Genomic DNA, 17565 nt, shown 5'->3' on the forward strand with positions numbered 1-17565 from the left:
TCATGGCAATCGTTAAATGCAAACCGACTTCCCCTGGCCGCCGTTTTGTGGTCAAGGTGGTCAACCAGGAGCTGCATAAAGGCGCTCCTCACGCACCGCTGCTCGAGAAAAAATCGAAGACTGGTGGTCGTAACAACAATGGCCGCATCACTACTCGTCACATCGGTGGTGGTCATAAGCAGCATTATCGTCTGGTCGATTTCCGTCGCAACGACAAGGATGGCATTGCTGCCACCGTCGAGCGTATTGAATACGATCCAAACCGTACTGCTCACATCGCACTGCTGCTGTACGCAGACGGCGAGCGTCGTTACATCATCGCGCCTAAAGGCGTGAGTGCTGGCGACCAGCTGATCGCGGGCGCTTTGGCTCCAATCAAGCCAGGCAACGCTCTGCAGCTGCGCAACATCCCAGTGGGTTCTACCGTTCACGGCATCGAACTGAAGCCGGGTAAAGGTGCTCAGATCGCTCGTTCTGCTGGTGCGTCTGCACAGCTGATCGCTCGTGAAGGTGTCTACGTGACTCTGCGTCTTCGCTCCGGTGAGATGCGTAAAGTTCTGGCTGAATGCCGTGCGACTCTGGGTGAGGTCTCGAACTCCGAGCACAGCCTGCGTTCGCTGGGTAAAGCTGGTGCCAAACGCTGGCGTGGCGTTCGCCCAACCGTTCGTGGTGTTGCCATGAACCCGGTTGACCACCCACATGGTGGTGGTGAAGGTCGTACCTCTGGTGGTCGTCATCCGGTATCGCCGTGGGGCTTCCCGACTAAGGGCGCGAAGACTCGTGGTAATAAGCGTACCGACAAAATGATCGTCCGTCGTCGCAAGTAAATAGAGGGATACGACAGTGCCACGTTCTCTGAAAAAAGGTCCTTTTATTGATCTTCACCTACTGAAGAAGATCGAAGTGGCGGCGGAAAAGAACGATCGCAAACCAGTTAAGACCTGGTCGCGTCGTTCTATGATCCTGCCACAAATGGTCGGTTTGACCATTGCTGTGCATAACGGTCGTCAGCATGTTCCTGTTCTCGTGAACGAAGACATGGTCGGCCACAAACTAGGCGAGTTTGCCGGTACCCGCACTTATCGTGGGCACGTGGCAGACAAGAAAGCCAAGCGTTAAGGGGTAAGGAACGATGGAAGTAGCCGCTAAGTTGTCGGGCGCTCGAATCTCCGCCCAGAAAGCCCGCTTGGTCGCCGACCAGATCCGCGGGAAGAAGGTGGGCGAAGCGCTCAACCTGTTGGCTTTCAGCAGTAAGAAAGCCGCCGAGATCATGAAGAAAGTGCTGGAGTCGGCCGTAGCCAACGCCGAGCATAACGAAGGCGCAGACGTTGATGACCTCAAGGTCTCCACCGTTTTCGTCAACGAAGGGCGTTCGCTGAAGCGCATCATGCCACGTGCCAAAGGCCGTGCTGATCGCATCGTCAAGCGGTCTTGCCATATCACTGTCAAGGTTGCTGACAAGTAACGGAGTCGAAGAGATGGGTCAGAAAGTACATCCCATTGGCATTCGCCTGGGAATCGTCAAGGAGCACACCTCCGTCTGGTACGCAGACGGTCGGACTTATGCGGACTATTTGTTCGCTGATCTGAAGGTGCGAGAGTATCTCCAAGACAAACTAAAAAGCGCGTCCGTAAGCCGTATCGATATCCATCGTCCGGCGCAGACTGCACGCATCACCATCCACACCGCTCGTCCAGGTATCGTTATCGGGAAGAAAGGTGAGGATGTTGAGAAGCTGCGTCAGGACCTGACCAAGCAAATGGGTGTGCCTGTGCACATCAATATCGAAGAGATCCGTAAGCCGGAGCTCGACGGTATGCTGGTTGCGCAGAGCGTAGCTCAGCAGCTGGAGCGTCGCGTAATGTTCCGTCGCGCTATGAAGCGTGCAGTGCAGAACGCCATGCGCATTGGTGCCAAAGGCATCAAAATCCAAGTGAGCGGTCGTCTCGGCGGTGCTGAAATTGCACGTACTGAATGGTATCGCGAAGGTCGTGTGCCATTGCACACCCTGCGTGCCGACATCGACTATGCCAACTACGAAGCTCACACCACTTACGGTGTGATCGGTGTAAAGGTTTGGATCTTCAAAGGCGAAGTAATTGGTGGTCGCCAAGAAGAGCTGAAACCGCAAGCACCAGCGCCTCGTAAAAAAGCTGCTAAGTAAGGGGTACGCCAAATGTTGCAACCTAAGCGTACGAAGTTCCGCAAGCAGATGACCGGCCACAACCGTGGTCTGGCATTGCGCGGTAGCAAAGTCAGCTTCGGCGAGTTCGCGCTGAAGTCTGTTGCTCGTGGTCGTCTCACCGCTCGTCAGATCGAGTCAGCGCGTCGTGCACTGACCCGTCACGTTAAACGTGGCGGCAAGATCTGGATCCGTGTATTCCCGGACAAGCCTGTCACCAAAAAGCCACTCGAAGTTCGGATGGGTAAAGGTAAGGGTAACGTGGAGTACTGGGTTGCCCAGATTCAGCCAGGCAAAGTCCTGTATGAAATCGAGGGTGTTTCCGAAGAGTTGGCGCGTGAGGCTTTCGCCCTGGCTGCTGCAAAGCTGCCGCTCGCCACCTCCTTTGTTAAGCGGACGGTGATGTGATGAAAGCGAATGAACTTCGTGAAAAATCAGCACAGCAACTGAACGAGCAACTGCTCGGCTTGCTGCGCGACCAGTTCAATCTGCGCATGCAGAAAGCAACTGGCCAGTTGGGGCAGTCTCACCTGCTCTCGCAAGTTAAGCGTGACATCGCTCGCGTGAAGACTGTGCTCAACCAGCAGGCAGGTAAGTAATCATGGCTGAAGCCGAAAAAACCGTCCGTACGCTGACTGGCCGTGTCGTCAGCGACAAGATGGACAAGACCATCACCGTACTGATCGAGCGTCGCGTCAAGCACCCAATCTACGGTAAATACGTTAAGCGTTCGACTAAGCTGCACGCGCACGACGAAACCAATCAGTGCCACATCGGCGACAAGGTCACTATTCGTGAAACTCGTCCGATGGCCAAGACTAAGTCCTGGGCACTGGTTGATGTTCTCGAACGCGCTGTGGAAGTCTAAGGGCTAGGGGTCGGAGAAATTATATGATTCAGACTCAATCCATGCTCGATGTGGCCGATAACAGCGGCGCACGCCGCGTTATGTGCATCAAGGTGCTTGGTGGCTCTCATCGTCGTTACGCTGGTATCGGTGACATCATCAAAGTTACCGTCAAGGAAGCAATTCCGCGCGGTAAGGTGAAAAAAGGCCAAGTGATGACTGCAGTAGTAGTCCGCACTCGCCATGGTGTTCGTCGCGCAGACGGCTCCATCATCCGCTTTGATGGCAACGCTGCTGTTCTGTTGAACAACAAGCAAGAGCCGATCGGCACCCGTATCTTTGGGCCAGTGACCCGTGAACTTCGTACTGAGAAGTTCATGAAGATCGTCTCGCTCGCCCCAGAAGTGCTGTAAGGAGATCCGACATGCAAAAGATTCGTCGTGACGACGAGATCATCGTGATCGCCGGCAAAGACAAAGGTAAGCGCGGTAAGGTGCTCAAGGTTCTCGCTGACGACCGCTTGGTCGTTGGTGGGATCAACCTGGTGAAGCGTCATACCAAGCCAAACCCGATGTCGGGCGTACAGGGCGGTATCGTCGAGAAAGAAGCGCCATTGCACGCTTCTAACGTCGCCATTTTCAACGGCGCAACCAACAAGGCTGACCGCGTTGGTTTCAAAGTTGAAGACGGCAAGAAAATTCGTGTCTTCAAGTCGACCCAAAAAGCGGTTGATGCTTGAACACTGCTAGGTAGAAGACCATGGCACGACTAAAAGAGATTTACTGGAAAGAAATCGCACCGAAGCTTAAGGAAGAACTTAAGCTTTCGAACGTGATGGAAGTTCCACGCGTTACCAAGATCACCCTGAACATGGGTCTGGGCGAAGCGATCGGCGACAAAAAAGTCATCGAGCACGCTGTTGCAGATCTGGAAAAAATCACCGGCCAAAAAGTCGTCGTGACCTACGCTCGCAAATCTATCGCTGGCTTTAAAGTCCGTGAAGGTTGGCCGATCGGCGTCAAAGTGACTCTGCGCCGTGAGCGTATGTATGAATTCCTGGATCGTCTGCTGTCGATCTCCCTGCCTCGGGTCCGCGACTTCCGCGGCCTGAATGCCAAGTCCTTCGATGGTCGTGGTAACTACAGCATGGGCGTTAAAGAGCAGATCATTTTCCCGGAAATCGACTACGACAAGATCGATGCCCTGCGCGGTCTGGACATTACCCTGACCACCACTGCTCGTACGGACGAAGAAGGTCGCGCATTGCTGCGTGCTTTCAAGTTCCCGTTCCGCAACTGATTGGAGTAGGACCATGGCCAAGAAGAGCATGAAAAACCGTGAGCTGAAGCGTCAGCTCACCGTTGCCAAGTACGCTACCAAACGTGCTGCGCTGAAAGCGATCATCGTAGATCTGAACGCAAGTCCAGAAGCACGTTGGGAAGCTACGGTCGCACTGCAGAAGCAGCCACGTGACGCAAGTGCCTCGCGCATGCGTAACCGTTGCCGCCTGACAGGTCGTCCGCACGGCGTGTACCGCAAGTTCGGCCTCGGCCGTAACATGCTGCGTCAAGCAGCAATGCGTGGCGACGTACCAGGTCTGGTTAAAGCCAGCTGGTAAGCAGTTATTCACGCAGTACGCCCATTGTGTTCACGTCGAACCGATGGGCGTAGAGCCTGAATTTGAATCAAGCCCCTTTTGGGGCTTGATTCATTTCTGGGGTGCGCCTAGAATTGCCGGCTCGCCAGAGCCCGTGCTCGCACGTGCCCGGAATTTTAAGGCGACAGGTTGTAGCCGTAAGGCTCATTTTTTTTGTATCAGGAGCGTCTAGCCCATGAGTATGCAGGACCCGTTAGCGGACATGCTAACTCGTATCCGTAATGCCCAGATGGCTGAAAAGCCCGTCGTAAGCATGCCATCCTCCACGTTGAAGGTGGCTGTAGCCAAAGTCCTGAAGGACGAAGGTTACATTGCGGGTTATCAGATCAGCAGCGAAACAAAGCCGTTGCTATCCATCGAGCTGAAGTACTTCGAAGGCCGTCCGGTCATCGAGGAAGTGAAGCGCGTTAGCCGTCCAGGCCTGCGTCAGTACAAGTCCGTCGATGAGTTGCCAAAAGTTCGTGGCGGCCTCGGTGTGTCTATCGTCTCCACCAACAAAGGTGTGATGACGGATCGTGCTGCGCGCGCTGCCGGTGTCGGCGGCGAAGTGCTTTGCACTGTGTTCTAAGGGGGGATAAGCATGTCACGCGTAGCTAAGAACCCCGTTAAGTTGCCAGCAGGCGTCGAAGTCAAGCTCGTCGGCCAGCAGCTTTCGGTGAAGGGTGCCAAGGGCACTCTAGACCTGAACATTCATTCGTCCGTTGAAATTGTTGAAGAGTCCGGTGAGCTGCGTTTTGCTGCTCGCAACGGCGATCAACAAACTCGCGCAATGGCCGGTACCACTCGTGCGTTGGTAAACAACATGGTCCAAGGCGTAAGCCAAGGCTTCGAGCGCAAGCTCCAGCTGGTCGGTGTTGGTTACAAAGCGCAAGCAAAAGGCACGGTACTGAACCTGGCCCTTGGCTTCTCGCACCCAGTGGACTACGAATTGCCGGAAGGCATCACCGCTGAGACTCCCAACCAAACCGATATCGTTATTCGCGGTATCGACAAGCAGTTGGTTGGTCAAGTGGCCGCTGAGATCCGCGACTTCCGCCGTCCAGAGCCGTACAAAGGCAAAGGCGTGCGTTACGCGGACGAAGTCGTCCGTCGTAAAGAAGCCAAGAAGAAGTAGGGCATAGCAAATGACCGTCAAAAAAGTTACCCGACTGCGTCGCGCTCGCAAAGCACGCCTGAAAATGCACGAACTCGAAGTCGTGCGTCTCTGCGTGTACCGCTCTTCGCAGCACATTTATGCCCAGGTCATCTCGGCCGACGGCAGCAAAGTCCTGGCAAACGCCTCGACTTTGGACAAAGAACTGCGTGATGGCGCCACTGGCAACATCGACGCGGCCACTAAAGTTGGCCAGCTGATCGCTGAGCGTGCGAAAGCCGCCGGTGTATCGCAAGTGGCTTTTGATCGTTCTGGCTTCAAGTACCACGGTCGCGTTAAGGCGCTGGCTGATGCTGCTCGTGAAGGCGGGCTGGAGTTCTAAGTTATGTCAAATAACGACCAAAAACGCGACGAAGGCTACATCGAGAAGCTGGTACAAGTTAATCGCGTAGCAAAAACCGTTAAAGGCGGCCGTATCTTCACTTTCACCGCGTTGACCGTGGTTGGTGATGGTAAAGGGCGTGTTGGCTTCGGCCGTGGCAAGTCACGTGAAGTGCCTGCTGCGATCCAGAAGGCAATGGAAGCTGCTCGCCGCAACATGATCCAGGTCGATCTGAACGGCACCACGCTGCAGTACGCTATCAAGTCCGCTCATGGGGCTTCGAAGGTCTACATGCAGCCTGCGTCGGAAGGTACTGGCATCATCGCTGGCGGCGCAATGCGCGCCGTTCTCGAAGTTGCTGGCGTCCACAACGTTCTGGCCAAGTGCTACGGTTCGACTAACCCGGTCAACGTTGTTCACGCAACGTTCAAGGGTTTGAAGACCATGCAGTCCCCTGAGTCCATCGCTGCTAAACGCGGCCTGAACGTCCAGGAGATCTTCTGATCATGGCTACCGTTAAAGTAACGCTGATCAAAAGCATGACCGGCCGCATCCCTAACCACAAATTGTGCGTTAAGGGTTTGGGTCTGCGTCGCATCGGTCACACTGTAGAAGTCGTTGATACCCCGGAAAACCGTGGGATGATCAACAAGGCTTACTACATGCTGCGAGTCGAGGGTTAATCGATGAAACTCAATGATCTGAGTCCAGCGCCGGGTTCCCGTCGCGAAAAGCATCGTCCGGGCCGTGGTATCGGTAGTGGTTTGGGCAAGACCGGTGGCCGTGGCCACAAAGGTCAGACCTCCCGCTCCGGTGGCACCATTGCTCCGGGCTTCGAAGGCGGCCAACAGCCGTTGCATCGTCGTCTGCCCAAGTTCGGCTTCGTCTCTTTGAAAGCTATGGATCGTGCTGAAGTTCGCACCTCCGAGCTGGCTAAAGTAGAAGGCGTCGTCACTGTGCAGTCCCTGAAGGATGCCAACGTGATCAACCAAAACGTACAGCGTGTGAAAATCATGCTGTCCGGTGAGGTTACTCGCGCAGTCACCCTCAAAGGTATCGCAGCCACCAAAGGTGCGCGTGCGGCTATCGAAGCAGCTGGCGGCAAGTTCGAGGAATAAATGGCTAAGCAAGGTGCTCTCTCAGCGCTAGGCAAAAGCGGCGGGTTGTCCGAACTCTGGGCTCGTCTGCGTTTCCTGTTCCTGGCGATTATCGTCTATCGGATCGGTGCGCATATCCCAGTTCCGGGTATCAACCCTGACCGTCTGGCGGACCTGTTTCGACAGAATGAGGGGACCATTCTTAGCTTGTTCAACATGTTTTCAGGTGGTGCGCTGGAGCGCATGAGCATTTTTGCACTGGGGATCATGCCGTATATCTCGGCATCGATCATCATGCAGCTCATGACCGCGGTCAGCCCGCAGCTGGAGCAGTTGAAGAAGGAAGGTGAGGCTGGTCGTCGTAAGATCAGCCAGTACACCCGCTATGGCACCGTCGTCCTGGCTCTGGTTCAAGCTATTGGCATGTCCATTGGTTTGGCCGGTCAGGGCGTTGCGTTCTCAGCAGATATCGGCTTCCACTTCGTTGCAGTCACCACCTTTGTTGCTGGTGCGCTGTTCATGATGTGGCTGGGCGAGCAGATCACTGAGCGAGGTGTTGGCAACGGTATCTCGATGTTGATTTTTTCGGGTATCGTCGCCGGTCTTCCGAGAGCGATCGGGCAGTCTTTCGAGTCTGCACGTCAGGGTGATATCAATATCTTCGCCTTGGTCGCCATCGGTTTGCTGGCAGTAGCGATCATCGGTTTCGTGGTGTTCATCGAGCGTGGTCAGCGTCGTATTGCTGTTCACTACGCCAAACGTCAGCAGGGCCGCAAGGTCTTCGCTGCGCAGACGAGCCACTTGCCGTTGAAAGTGAACATGGCGGGCGTTATTCCTGCCATCTTCGCTAGCAGCATCTTGCTGTTTCCGGCTTCGCTGGGTGCCTGGTTCGGTCAGTCTGAAGGTATGGGCTGGTTGCAGGACATCTCGCAGTCGATCGCACCTGGTCAGCCGTTGAATATTCTGCTGTTTAGTGCAGGGATTATTTTCTTCTGCTTCTTCTATACGGCGTTGATGTTCAATCCGAAAGACGTAGCGGAAAACCTGAAGAAGTCCGGTGCCTTTATTCCGGGCATTCGTCCTGGTGAGCAGTCTGCGCGCTATATTGATGGCGTTCTGACTCGTCTGACCATGTTCGGTGCTCTCTATATGATGGCCGTGTGCTTGCTTCCACAGTTTCTCGTGGTCGCTGCAAACGTGCCGTTTTACCTTGGCGGGACCTCGTTGCTGATCGTGGTCGTGGTTGTGATGGACTTCATGTCCCAAGTGCAATCGCACCTCGTTTCGCACCAGTATGAATCCCTGATGAAGAAAGCCAACCTGAAGGGCTACGGCAGCGGCATGCTGCGCTGAAGCACCCATAAGGTTCGAGGAGTTGGTGATGAAAGTTCGTGCATCGGTGAAAAAGCTGTGCCGCAACTGCAAGATTATTCGCCGCGAAGGTGTTGTTCGAGTAATTTGCAGCGCGGAACCACGTCACAAGCAGCGCCAAGGCTAAATGTGATCTGTGCTAAAAGCCCAGCAGCTAGTGCGCTGCTGGGTTGATTATTTGTTATTACAGCGATATTATCTCGCGCCCTATTTCTTGGCTTCCGGGGCGTAGGTAGCTGTCAATTGGAGTCCCACTGAATGGCCCGTATTGCAGGCGTTAACATTCCAGATAACAAGCATACTGTTATCTCGCTGACCTACATCTATGGTGTTGGTCGCACAACTGCACACAAAATCTGTGCTACTACCGGGGTTAACCCGGCGGTAAAGATCAAAGATCTGAGCGACGAGCAGATTGAACAGCTGCGTGGCGAAGTCGCGAAGTTCACCACTGAAGGTGATCTGCGTCGCGAAATCAACATGAAAATCAAGCGCTTGATGGACCTCGGTTGCTATCGCGGTCTGCGTCATCGTCGTGGTCTTCCAGTACGCGGTCAGCGTACCAAGACTAACGCGCGTACCCGTAAAGGTCCGCGTAAGCCGATCCGCAAGTAATCGCCCCAGCGAATCGACAGGAATTAAATCATGGCAAAACCTGCTGCTCGTCCTCGTAAAAAAGTTAAAAAGACAGTGGTTGATGGCATCGCCCACATCCATGCATCTTTTAACAACACAATCGTGACCATCACCGACCGTCAAGGTAACGCTCTGTCCTGGGCAACCTCCGGTGGTTCGGGTTTCCGCGGTTCCCGCAAGTCCACGCCGTTTGCTGCTCAAGTAGCTGCCGAACGTGCTGGTCAAGCTGCGCTGGAATACGGCCTGAAAAACCTCGACGTCAACGTCAAAGGTCCAGGTCCAGGTCGTGAATCTGCTGTCCGTGCTTTGAACGGCTGCGGCTACAAGATCGCCAGCATCACCGACGTGACGCCAATCCCGCACAACGGGTGCCGTCCGCCGAAGAAGCGCCGCGTGTAATCCAGGAGATTGTAAAGAATGGCTCGTTACATTGGTCCAAAATGCAAACTCGCTCGTCGCGAAGGCACCGATCTCTTTCTGAAGAGCGGCGTGCGCGCGATCGAATCGAAGTGCAACATCGAAGCAGCACCTGGTATCCACGGCCAACGCCGCGGTCGCCAGTCCGACTACGGCACCCAACTGCGTGAAAAGCAGAAAGTCCGTCGTATTTATGGCGTTCTCGAGCGTCAGTTCAGCGGTTACTACAAAGAAGCTGCCGGCAAGAAAGGCGCAACTGGTGAGAACCTGCTGCAACTGCTCGAATGCCGTCTGGACAACGTTGTATACCGCATGGGCTTTGGTTCGACTCGTGCCGAATCGCGTCAGCTGGTATCGCACAAGTCGGTCAGCGTAAACGGCAAAACCGTTAACGTTCCGTCCTACCAGGTCCGTGCTGGTGACGTAGTGGCAATTCGCGAAAAAGCGAAAAACCAGCTGCGTATTGTCCAGGCTCTCGATCTGTGTGCCCAACGTGGCCGCGTAGAATGGGTAGAAGTAGACACTGAGAAAAAGTCTGGCGTCTTCAAAAGCGTCCCAGCTCGCAGTGATCTGTCCGCCGACATCAACGAAAGCCTGATTGTCGAGCTCTACTCCAAGTAAGGGCTAGAAAATAGGTGCATCCATGCAGATTTCGGTAAATGAGTTCCTGACACCCCGCCACATTGATGTGCAGGTTGTCAGTCCGACCCGCGCCAAAATCACTCTCGAGCCTCTCGAGCGTGGTTTCGGCCATACCCTGGGCAACGCGCTGCGCCGCATCCTGTTGTCCTCCATGCCCGGCTGTGCAGTAGTCGAGGCCGAGATTGATGGTGTACTCCATGAGTACAGCGCAATCGAAGGTGTACAGGAAGATGTCATTGAAATCCTGTTGAACCTGAAAGGTCTGGCTATCAAGCTGCACGGTCGAGACGAAGTTACGCTGACCTTGTCGAAGAAGGGTTCGGGGGTGGTTACCGCTGCCGATATTCAGCTGGATCATGATGTCGAGATCGTTAACCCCGATCACGTAATCGCTAACCTGGCGTCTAACGGCGCCCTGAACATGAAGCTCGTTGTAGCTCGTGGTCGCGGTTATGAACCAGCAGACTCGCGTCAGAGCGATGAAGACGAAAGCCGCAGCATTGGTCGCTTGCAGCTCGACTCTTCGTTCAGCCCGGTTCGTCGCATTGCATACGTGGTGGAAAACGCCCGTGTCGAGCAACGTACCAACCTGGACAAGCTGGTTATCGATCTGGAAACCAACGGTACTCTGGATCCTGAAGAGGCTATCCGTCGTGCAGCAACCATTCTGCAACAGCAGTTGGCTGCGTTCGTCGACCTCAAAGGTGATAGCGAACCCGTTGTAGTCGAACAGGAAGACGAGATCGATCCGATCCTGCTTCGTCCGGTTGACGATTTGGAACTGACCGTACGTTCGGCCAACTGCCTTAAGGCGGAGAACATTTACTACATCGGCGACCTGATTCAGCGCACCGAAGTAGAACTGTTGAAGACTCCGAACCTGGGCAAGAAATCCTTGACCGAGATCAAGGACGTTCTGGCTTCTCGTGGTCTCTCCCTCGGCATGCGCCTCGACAACTGGCCGCCTGCAAGTCTTAAGAAGGACGACAAGGCGACTGCCTGATCGTCGTAATCACCGAACGTACTGTTTGGTAAGGAATGAACCATGCGTCATCGTAAAAGTGGACGTCACCTGAGCCGTACCAGCTCTCACCGTAAGGCCATGTTCCAAAACATGGCGGTGTCGCTGTTCGAGCACGAGCTGATCAAAACTACCCTGCCGAAAGCCAAAGAACTGCGTCGCGTTGCTGAGCCGCTGATCACCTTGGCCAAGATTGACAGCGTTGCTAACCGTCGTCTGGCATTTGACCGTACCCGTTCGAAAGAAATGGTCGGCAAACTGTTTAACGATTTGGGCAAGCGTTATGCAACTCGTGAGGGTGGCTACCTGCGCATCCTCAAGTGCGGCTTCCGCGCTGGCGACAACGCGCCTATGGCGTACGTCGAACTGGTTGATCGTCCTGTCGGTGGCTCTGTAGAAGCCGCTGAATAAGACATCAGTCAATACAAAGAACCGGGCCTAGCGCCCGGTTTTTTGTTGTCCGCACCAAAGCCTCCCGGAGCGCTAGGCTCAGCGCAATTCGGGGTGATTCTAAGTGATAAACGGAACCCTCCTCATTTACCCGTCTTTTCGGTACCAAATGTCCGAATTTCGCCGGATTTCTATGTTTATTTGCTATGCCGCAGGGTGACCAACCAGTCTGGTTGGTTCAAACTAACGCCTTTCACGTGGAGATGGACGGCGATGCAAGGCCACCCGGATGTAATTGATTACCTCAACACGCTGTTGACTGGCGAACTGGCTGCGCGCGACCAGTATTTCGTTCACTCGCGGATGTACGAAGATTGGGGTTTTAGCAAGCTGTACGAACGTATCAATCACGAGATGGAAGAAGAGGCTCAACACGCAGATGCGTTGATGCGCCGGATTCTGATGCTCGAAGGCACTCCGCGTATGCGTCCTGACGATCTGGATGTGGGCACTACGGTACCGGAGATGCTCGCCAGCGATCTTCGCCTGGAATACAAGGTGCGAGCCGCACTGTGCAAAGGTATTGCGCTCTGTGAGCAGCACAGAGACTACGTCAGCCGCGACATCCTCCGCATTCAACTCGCCGACACCGAAGAAGACCATACCTACTGGCTTGAGAAGCAATTAGGCCTGATCAAGTCCATCGGACTCGAAAACTATCTTCAGTCGCAGTTCTGATTACTCAGACCGCCGCTAAAAAAAAGCCCTTGCCGCATATTGCGACAAGGGCTTTTTGTTAAGGCCATGCAATCAGGCGCGATCGCGCTCCAGAAGCGGCTTCAGATAGTGGCCGGTGTAGGACTGTTTCATGTCCGCCACCTGCTCTGGCGTACCGGTCGCGATGATCTGCCCGCCTTTCGAACCCCCTTCAGGGCCCAGGTCGACCAGCCAGTCGGCGGTCTTGATCACATCCAGGTTGTGCTCGATCACAACAACCGTGTTGCCGTGGTCGCGAAGTCGATGCAATACATCCAGCAATTGCTGAATATCCGCGAAGTGCAGGCCGGTGGTGGGCTCGTCGAGGATGTACAGGGTCTTGCCGGTGTCACGCTTGGACAGCTCGCGCGACAGCTTCACCCGCTGCGCTTCACCACCAGAAAGCGTGGTCGCTGACTGGCCAAGTTTGATATAGGACAGCCCCACATCCATCAGCGTCTGCAGCTTCCGGGCAAGGGCAGGCACGGCGTCGAAAAATGTCCGCGCCTCCTCGATCGTCATTTCCAGGACCTCGTGGACGTTTTTGCCCTTGTACTTAACCTCAAGCGTCTCACGGTTGTATCGCTTGCTCTTGCACACATCGCAAGGAACGTAGATGTCAGGCAGAAAATGCATCTCAACCTTGATCAAGCCGTCGCCCTGGCACGCTTCGCAGCGACCACCCTTGACGTTGAAAGAGAATCGGCCAGGGCCGTAGCCACGAGACCTTGACTCGGGCACGCCGGCGAATAGCTCACGGATTGGCGTGAACAGCCCGGTATAGGTCGCAGGATTTGACCGTGGGGTACGCCCGATTGGGCTCTGGTCAATATCAACGACTTTATCCAGATGCTGCAGGCCATCAATGCTGTCGTGTGCCGAAGCCTCAAGCGTCGTTGCGCCATTGAGCGCAGTAGCGCTGAGAGGGAACAGCGTGTTGTTGATCAGCGTAGATTTGCCCGATCCCGATACACCGGTCACGCAGGTCAGCAAGCCGATTGGAATTTCCAGATCGACGTTGCGCAGGTTATTGCCACGCGCGCCTTTGAGTTTGAGCGAGAGCTTTTTATTGCGAGGCGTCCGCTTGGCAGGGACCGCGATCTTCACCCGGCCCGACAGGTATTTACCGGTCAGCGAGTCCGGATGATCCATCACCTCCTGTGGTGTGCCCTCCGCGACAATCTTGCCGCCATGCACGCCTGCGCCCGGCCCGATGTCGACCACGTAGTCGGCCAGTCGGATGGCGTCCTCGTCGTGCTCCACCACAATCACCGTGTTGCCGATGTCTCGCAGGTGCCGCAACGTGTCCAGCAGCCGATCGTTATCGCGCTGGTGCAAGCCGATTGAAGGCTCATCGAGGATGTACATCACGCCGACCAGGCCTGCACCGATCTGGCTGGCCAGACGAATCCGCTGCGCCTCGCCCCCGGAAAGCGTATCGGCGCTTCGATCCAGTGTCAGGTAGTCCAGCCCGACGTTAACGAGGAACTGCAGGCGCTCGCGAATTTCCTTGAGAATTTTGTCAGCGATTTCGCCGCGTCGCCCCGTGAGCTTCAGCTCACCAAAATAATTGGTTGCGTCGCCAATCGGCATGTTGGTGACGGCGGGAAGTGTCTTCTCGCCAACCCACACATGACGGGCCTCTCGGCGCAACCGCGTGCCACGACATTCGGGGCAGGGTTGGGTACTGAGAAACTTCGCCAGCTCCTCGCGAACCGTTGTCGATTCGGTTTCCCGGTACCGGCGCTCAAGATTCGGGACAATGCCTTCGAACGGGTGCGCACGTTTGACGATGTCGCCGCGGTCGTTCAGGTAGCGGAAATCAACGCTGTCCTTACCGCTGCCGCCCAGCAGGACCTTCTGCAAATCGGCCGGCAGTTCCTTGAACGGCACCTCCAGGCTGAAGCCGTAATGCTTCGCCAACGAGCCGAGCATCTGGAAGTAATAGACGTTTCGCCGGTCCCAGCCACGAATCGCGCCTTCCGCCAGCGTGAGCTCGCCATTGACAAGGCGCTTGGTGTCGAAAAACTGTTTCACGCCCAGCCCGTCGCAGGTTGGGCATGCGCCGGCGGGGTTGTTGAACGAAAACAGCTTTGGCTCAAGCTCGCTGATCGCATGGCCACAGATTGGGCAAGCGAATCGCGCGGAGAAAATGATCTCTTCGCCGGGCTCGTCGTCCATCGGCGCAACCAGCGCGATGCCGTCGGCCAGCTTCAGCGCGGTCTCGAAGGACTCAGCCAAGCGCTGTTGCAAGTCCGAGCGCACCTTGAAGCGGTCAACGACGACATCGATCGAGTGCTTCTTCTGTTTATCGAGCTTGGGAAGTTCGTCCAGCTCGCACAGCCGACCGTTCACCCGAGCGCGGACGAAACCCTGAGCGCGAAGCTCTTCGAAGACGGCCAAATGCTCGCCTTTGCGCTCCCGTACCACGGGGGCAAGCAGCATCAGTTTGGCGCCTTCCGGCTGGGCCAGGACCAGGTCGACCATCTGGCTGACGGTTTGCGCCTCCAGAGGAATGTCGTGATCCGGGCAACGCGGCTGCCCCACACGCGCATACAGCAGACGCAGGTAGTCGTAGATCTCGGTGATGGTGCCCACGGTCGAGCGCGGGTTATGGGACGTGGACTTCTGCTCGATGGAAATGGCCGGCGACAGGCCTTCGATCGTGTCGACGTCCGGCTTCTCCATCATCGACAGGAACTGACGCGCGTAGGCGGACAGCGACTCGACGTAGCGGCGCTGGCCCTCGGCGTAGAGCGTATCGAACGCAAGGGACGATTTTCCCGAGCCGGACAATCCGGTGATGACGATCAGCTTGTCGCGTGGAAGGGTCAGGTCGATGTTCTTCAGGTTGTGGGTTCGAGCCCCACGAATCAAGATCTTGTCCAAAGCTGGCCTCGCACGGCGGGCGTGTAAAACGTGGAAGTATACGGGGAAATACTGGATGGATACACACTATTGAGGATCGCGCCGCCTCACCTGGAAAAAAGAAAATTCCTGCGATGCGCGGCAAACCGTCGTATGTGCTCTAAACGATGGGACTGGTAGAATCGCCGCCGGTTCATACGAGGTTCCTTCATGCACGATTCTCACAGCGAGCGCATGAGCGGCAGCGAAACCCGCGCCGCGGGCGGTCTGGCGCTGGTGTTCGCCTTCCGTATGCTTGGCATGTTCATGGTGCTGCCCGTCCTCGCCACTTACGGGATGGACCTTGCGGGCGCCAGCCCGGCACTCATCGGTCTGGCGATCGGCGCTTACGGCCTGACACAAGCGGTGCTGCAGATTCCGTTTGGCATTATTTCTGATCGCATCGGCCGTCGTCCCGTCATTTATCTGGGACTGATCGTGTTTGCGCTCGGCAGCGTGCTGGCCGCTCAGTCGACCTCGATCTGGGGCGTGATCGCCGGTCGGGTTCTGCAAGGCGCGGGCGCTATCTCCGCTGCGGTCATGGCGTTGCTGTCCGATCTGACCCGCGAGCAGCATCGCACCAAAGCCATGGCGATGATCGGCATGACTATTGGTGTGTCCTTCGCCGTTGCGATGGTGGTCGGCCCCATTCTGACCAGTGCTTTCGGATTGTCCGGCCTGTTTCTGGCGACCGGCGCGATGGCGCTGGTGGGCGTGGCAATCGTCGCCTTCGTCGTGCCCAAGTCCACGGTAACCCTGCAGCACCGGGAGTCCGGTCTGGCGCGACAGGCATTGGGCGCGACGCTTCGTCATCCTGACCTGTTGCGTCTGGACCTGGGTATCTTCGCGTTGCACGCCATGCTGATGTCCAGTTTCGTGGCATTGCCGCTGGCGCTCGTCGAGAAAGCCGGCCTGCCCAAAGAGCAGCACTGGTGGGTGTATCTGACCGCACTGCTGATTTCGTTCTTCGCAATGATCCCTTTCATCATCTACGGCGAGAAGAAGCGTCAGATGAAGCGCGTGTTACTCGGCGCCGTACTGGTGCTGATGCTCACTGAGCTATTCTTCTGGGAGTTCGGCGACACGCTGCGAGCACTGGTCATCGGCACCGTGGTTTTTTTCACCGCATTCAATTTGCTCGAAGCGTCGCTGCCGTCGCTGATCAGCAAAGTGTCTCCGGCGGGCGGGAAGGGCACGGCGATGGGGATTTATTCCACCAGTCAGTTCCTGGGTTCGGCAGCGGGGGGCATCCTCGGTGGGTGGCTTTTCCAGCACGGCGGACTGGATGTGGTGTTCCTGGGAGGCGCCGGGCTGGCCGCCCTCTGGCTAACGTTTGCTGTTACCATGCGTGAACCTCCCTACGTAACCAGCCTTCGCTTGCCGTTGTCGCCCGAGGCTCAACGCGACACAGGCCTTGCCGATCGCGTGTTGGCCGTACGTGGAGTAACAGATGCAGTAGTGGTGGCCGACGAGGCTGCCATCTATATCAAATTTGACAAAGAACTGTTGGATCGGGCGTCTTTCGACGAAGTGGTCAATCCAGCGTCGGAAACGTGTGAAGCCTAGGAGAACGTTATGGCCCGTGGGGTAAACAAAGTCATATTGGTCGGCACATGCGGCCAGGATCCCGAAGTCCGCTACATGCCTAACGGTAATGCCGTGACCAACCTGAGTCTGGCGACAAGCGAACAGTGGACCGACAAGCAAACCGGTCAGAAGGTCGAGAAGACCGAATGGCACCGCGTATCGATGTTCGGCAAAGTCGCCGAAATCGCCGGCGAGTACCTGCGCAAGGGTTCGCAGGTTTACATCGAAGGCAAGCTGCAGACCCGCGAGTGGGAGAAAGACGGCATCAAGCGTTACACGACTGAAATCGTCGTCGACATGCAAGGCACCATGCAGTTGCTCGGTGGCCGTCCTCAGGGCGACGGTGCTCCTCAGGGCCAGGGTGGTGGCGGTTATCAGAACTCCCAGAACGCCGCGCCGCGTCCGCAGCAGCAGGCCCGCCCGCAGCAGTCCGCTCCTCAGCCACAGCGCGAGTCGCGTCCCGCGCCGCAACAGGCGCCGCAGCCGGCACCGGATTTCGACAGCTTCGATGACGACATCCCGTTCTAAGCAGCGCGTTACCCAAACGCAGTAACGCTGCAAACAAAAGCCCCCGCACAG

Annotated in this window: 28 protein-coding genes; 27 read left to right on the forward strand and 1 reads right to left on the reverse strand. The window is 56.2% G+C overall.

Annotated elements, in window-relative coordinates; genetic code table 11:
* Nucleotides 1–2 precede the first annotated feature (2 nt).
* From rplB to bfr, 25 genes are all read left to right on the forward strand, one after another.
* Nucleotides 3–827: a 50S ribosomal protein L2 gene (gene rplB, locus ABEH28_RS23015; protein ID WP_003210080.1), complete on the forward strand. Its 825-nt coding sequence runs from the start codon at nucleotides 3–5 to the stop codon at nucleotides 825–827.
* Nucleotides 828–843: 16 nt separating this feature from the next.
* Nucleotides 844–1119, forward strand: a complete 276-nt coding sequence (rpsS, locus tag ABEH28_RS23020) for a 30S ribosomal protein S19 (RefSeq protein WP_002555486.1) — start codon at nucleotides 844–846, stop codon at nucleotides 1117–1119.
* A 13-nt stretch (nucleotides 1120–1132) separates the two neighbouring features.
* A complete protein-coding gene (gene rplV, locus ABEH28_RS23025) occupies nucleotides 1133–1465 on the forward strand; it encodes a 50S ribosomal protein L22 (RefSeq protein WP_003103908.1) in 333 nt (110 codons plus the stop codon).
* A 13-nt stretch (nucleotides 1466–1478) separates the two neighbouring features.
* Complete coding sequence (gene rpsC / locus ABEH28_RS23030; RefSeq protein WP_003176422.1) at nucleotides 1479–2165, forward strand: 30S ribosomal protein S3; 687 nt, start codon at nucleotides 1479–1481, stop codon at nucleotides 2163–2165.
* A 12-nt stretch (nucleotides 2166–2177) separates the two neighbouring features.
* Entirely contained in the window at nucleotides 2178–2591 is a 414-nt protein-coding gene (gene rplP, locus ABEH28_RS23035; RefSeq protein ID WP_003186052.1) for a 50S ribosomal protein L16, read from the forward strand.
* Entirely contained in the window at nucleotides 2591–2782 is a 192-nt protein-coding gene (rpmC, locus tag ABEH28_RS23040; RefSeq protein WP_002555481.1) for a 50S ribosomal protein L29, read from the forward strand. Before rplP ends, rpmC begins: the two co-directional genes overlap by 1 nt.
* A 2-nt stretch (nucleotides 2783–2784) precedes the next feature.
* A complete protein-coding gene (rpsQ, locus tag ABEH28_RS23045; RefSeq protein WP_003194644.1) occupies nucleotides 2785–3051 on the forward strand; it encodes a 30S ribosomal protein S17 in 267 nt (88 codons plus the stop codon).
* 23 nt (nucleotides 3052–3074) lie between these two features.
* Nucleotides 3075–3443 (forward strand): 50S ribosomal protein L14, encoded by a 369-nt coding sequence (gene rplN / locus ABEH28_RS23050; RefSeq protein ID WP_002555479.1) that lies wholly within the window; start codon nucleotides 3075–3077, stop codon nucleotides 3441–3443.
* An 11-nt stretch (nucleotides 3444–3454) separates the two neighbouring features.
* Nucleotides 3455–3769, forward strand: a complete 315-nt coding sequence (gene rplX, locus ABEH28_RS23055; protein ID WP_002555478.1) for a 50S ribosomal protein L24 — start codon at nucleotides 3455–3457, stop codon at nucleotides 3767–3769.
* A 20-nt stretch (nucleotides 3770–3789) separates the two neighbouring features.
* Nucleotides 3790–4329: a 50S ribosomal protein L5 gene (gene rplE, locus ABEH28_RS23060; RefSeq protein WP_037017720.1), complete on the forward strand. Its 540-nt coding sequence runs from the start codon at nucleotides 3790–3792 to the stop codon at nucleotides 4327–4329.
* 13 nt (nucleotides 4330–4342) lie between these two features.
* Complete coding sequence (rpsN, locus tag ABEH28_RS23065; RefSeq protein WP_003186042.1) at nucleotides 4343–4648, forward strand: 30S ribosomal protein S14; 306 nt, start codon at nucleotides 4343–4345, stop codon at nucleotides 4646–4648.
* A 214-nt stretch (nucleotides 4649–4862) separates the two neighbouring features.
* The gene (gene rpsH / locus ABEH28_RS23070; RefSeq protein WP_037017722.1) at nucleotides 4863–5255 is read left to right on the forward strand and encodes a 30S ribosomal protein S8; all 393 of its coding nucleotides are present in this window, start codon (nucleotides 4863–4865) and stop codon (nucleotides 5253–5255) included.
* A 12-nt stretch (nucleotides 5256–5267) separates the two neighbouring features.
* A complete protein-coding gene (rplF, locus tag ABEH28_RS23075) occupies nucleotides 5268–5801 on the forward strand; it encodes a 50S ribosomal protein L6 (RefSeq protein WP_108121485.1) in 534 nt (177 codons plus the stop codon).
* Between the two features lie 10 nt (nucleotides 5802–5811).
* Entirely contained in the window at nucleotides 5812–6162 is a 351-nt protein-coding gene (gene rplR / locus ABEH28_RS23080; protein WP_037017727.1) for a 50S ribosomal protein L18, read from the forward strand.
* A 3-nt stretch (nucleotides 6163–6165) separates the two neighbouring features.
* Nucleotides 6166–6666, forward strand: coding sequence for a 30S ribosomal protein S5 (gene rpsE, locus ABEH28_RS23085; RefSeq protein ID WP_037017729.1), 501 nt, complete (start codon nucleotides 6166–6168; stop codon nucleotides 6664–6666).
* 2 nt (nucleotides 6667–6668) lie between these two features.
* A complete protein-coding gene (rpmD, locus tag ABEH28_RS23090) occupies nucleotides 6669–6845 on the forward strand; it encodes a 50S ribosomal protein L30 (protein ID WP_028621547.1) in 177 nt (58 codons plus the stop codon).
* Nucleotides 6846–6848: 3 nt separating this feature from the next.
* Complete coding sequence (gene rplO, locus ABEH28_RS23095) at nucleotides 6849–7280, forward strand: 50S ribosomal protein L15 (RefSeq protein WP_037017733.1); 432 nt, start codon at nucleotides 6849–6851, stop codon at nucleotides 7278–7280.
* Nucleotides 7281–8612, forward strand: a complete 1332-nt coding sequence (gene secY / locus ABEH28_RS23100; protein WP_065988454.1) for a preprotein translocase subunit SecY — start codon at nucleotides 7281–7283, stop codon at nucleotides 8610–8612.
* A 28-nt stretch (nucleotides 8613–8640) separates the two neighbouring features.
* On the forward strand, nucleotides 8641–8757 hold the full coding sequence (rpmJ, locus tag ABEH28_RS23105) for a 50S ribosomal protein L36 (RefSeq protein ID WP_002555468.1): 117 nt from the start codon (nucleotides 8641–8643) through the stop codon (nucleotides 8755–8757).
* A gap of 131 nt (nucleotides 8758–8888) precedes the next feature.
* A complete protein-coding gene (gene rpsM / locus ABEH28_RS23110; RefSeq protein ID WP_037017739.1) occupies nucleotides 8889–9245 on the forward strand; it encodes a 30S ribosomal protein S13 in 357 nt (118 codons plus the stop codon).
* Between the two features lie 30 nt (nucleotides 9246–9275).
* Nucleotides 9276–9665, forward strand: coding sequence for a 30S ribosomal protein S11 (rpsK, locus tag ABEH28_RS23115; protein WP_002555466.1), 390 nt, complete (start codon nucleotides 9276–9278; stop codon nucleotides 9663–9665).
* Between the two features lie 18 nt (nucleotides 9666–9683).
* Nucleotides 9684–10304, forward strand: a complete 621-nt coding sequence (gene rpsD, locus ABEH28_RS23120) for a 30S ribosomal protein S4 (RefSeq protein ID WP_037017742.1) — start codon at nucleotides 9684–9686, stop codon at nucleotides 10302–10304.
* Between the two features lie 22 nt (nucleotides 10305–10326).
* The gene (gene rpoA, locus ABEH28_RS23125; protein WP_007970428.1) at nucleotides 10327–11328 is read left to right on the forward strand and encodes a DNA-directed RNA polymerase subunit alpha; all 1002 of its coding nucleotides are present in this window, start codon (nucleotides 10327–10329) and stop codon (nucleotides 11326–11328) included.
* Between the two features lie 42 nt (nucleotides 11329–11370).
* Complete coding sequence (rplQ, locus tag ABEH28_RS23130; protein ID WP_074891753.1) at nucleotides 11371–11757, forward strand: 50S ribosomal protein L17; 387 nt, start codon at nucleotides 11371–11373, stop codon at nucleotides 11755–11757.
* A gap of 252 nt (nucleotides 11758–12009) precedes the next feature.
* Nucleotides 12010–12474, forward strand: coding sequence for a bacterioferritin (bfr, locus tag ABEH28_RS23135; RefSeq protein WP_122623962.1), 465 nt, complete (start codon nucleotides 12010–12012; stop codon nucleotides 12472–12474).
* Nucleotides 12475–12546: 72 nt separating this feature from the next.
* Here bfr and uvrA read toward each other — a convergent pair whose 3' ends face one another.
* A complete protein-coding gene (gene uvrA, locus ABEH28_RS23140; protein ID WP_192174977.1) occupies nucleotides 12547–15381 on the reverse strand; it encodes an excinuclease ABC subunit UvrA in 2835 nt (944 codons plus the stop codon).
* 189 nt (nucleotides 15382–15570) lie between these two features.
* Here uvrA and ABEH28_RS23145 point away from each other — a divergent pair, with 189 nt between their 5' ends.
* Both ABEH28_RS23145 and ABEH28_RS23150 read left to right on the forward strand, forming a co-directional pair.
* On the forward strand, nucleotides 15571–16965 hold the full coding sequence (locus tag ABEH28_RS23145; RefSeq protein ID WP_346627610.1) for an MFS transporter: 1395 nt from the start codon (nucleotides 15571–15573) through the stop codon (nucleotides 16963–16965).
* A 9-nt stretch (nucleotides 16966–16974) separates the two neighbouring features.
* Nucleotides 16975–17514, forward strand: a complete 540-nt coding sequence (locus ABEH28_RS23150; RefSeq protein ID WP_346627611.1) for a single-stranded DNA-binding protein — start codon at nucleotides 16975–16977, stop codon at nucleotides 17512–17514.
* Nucleotides 17515–17565 lie beyond the last annotated feature (51 nt).

The sequence above is a fragment of the Pseudomonas sp. Ps21-P2 genome (assembly GCF_039672565.1).
Taxonomy (GTDB): Bacteria; Pseudomonadota; Gammaproteobacteria; order Pseudomonadales; family Pseudomonadaceae; genus Aquipseudomonas.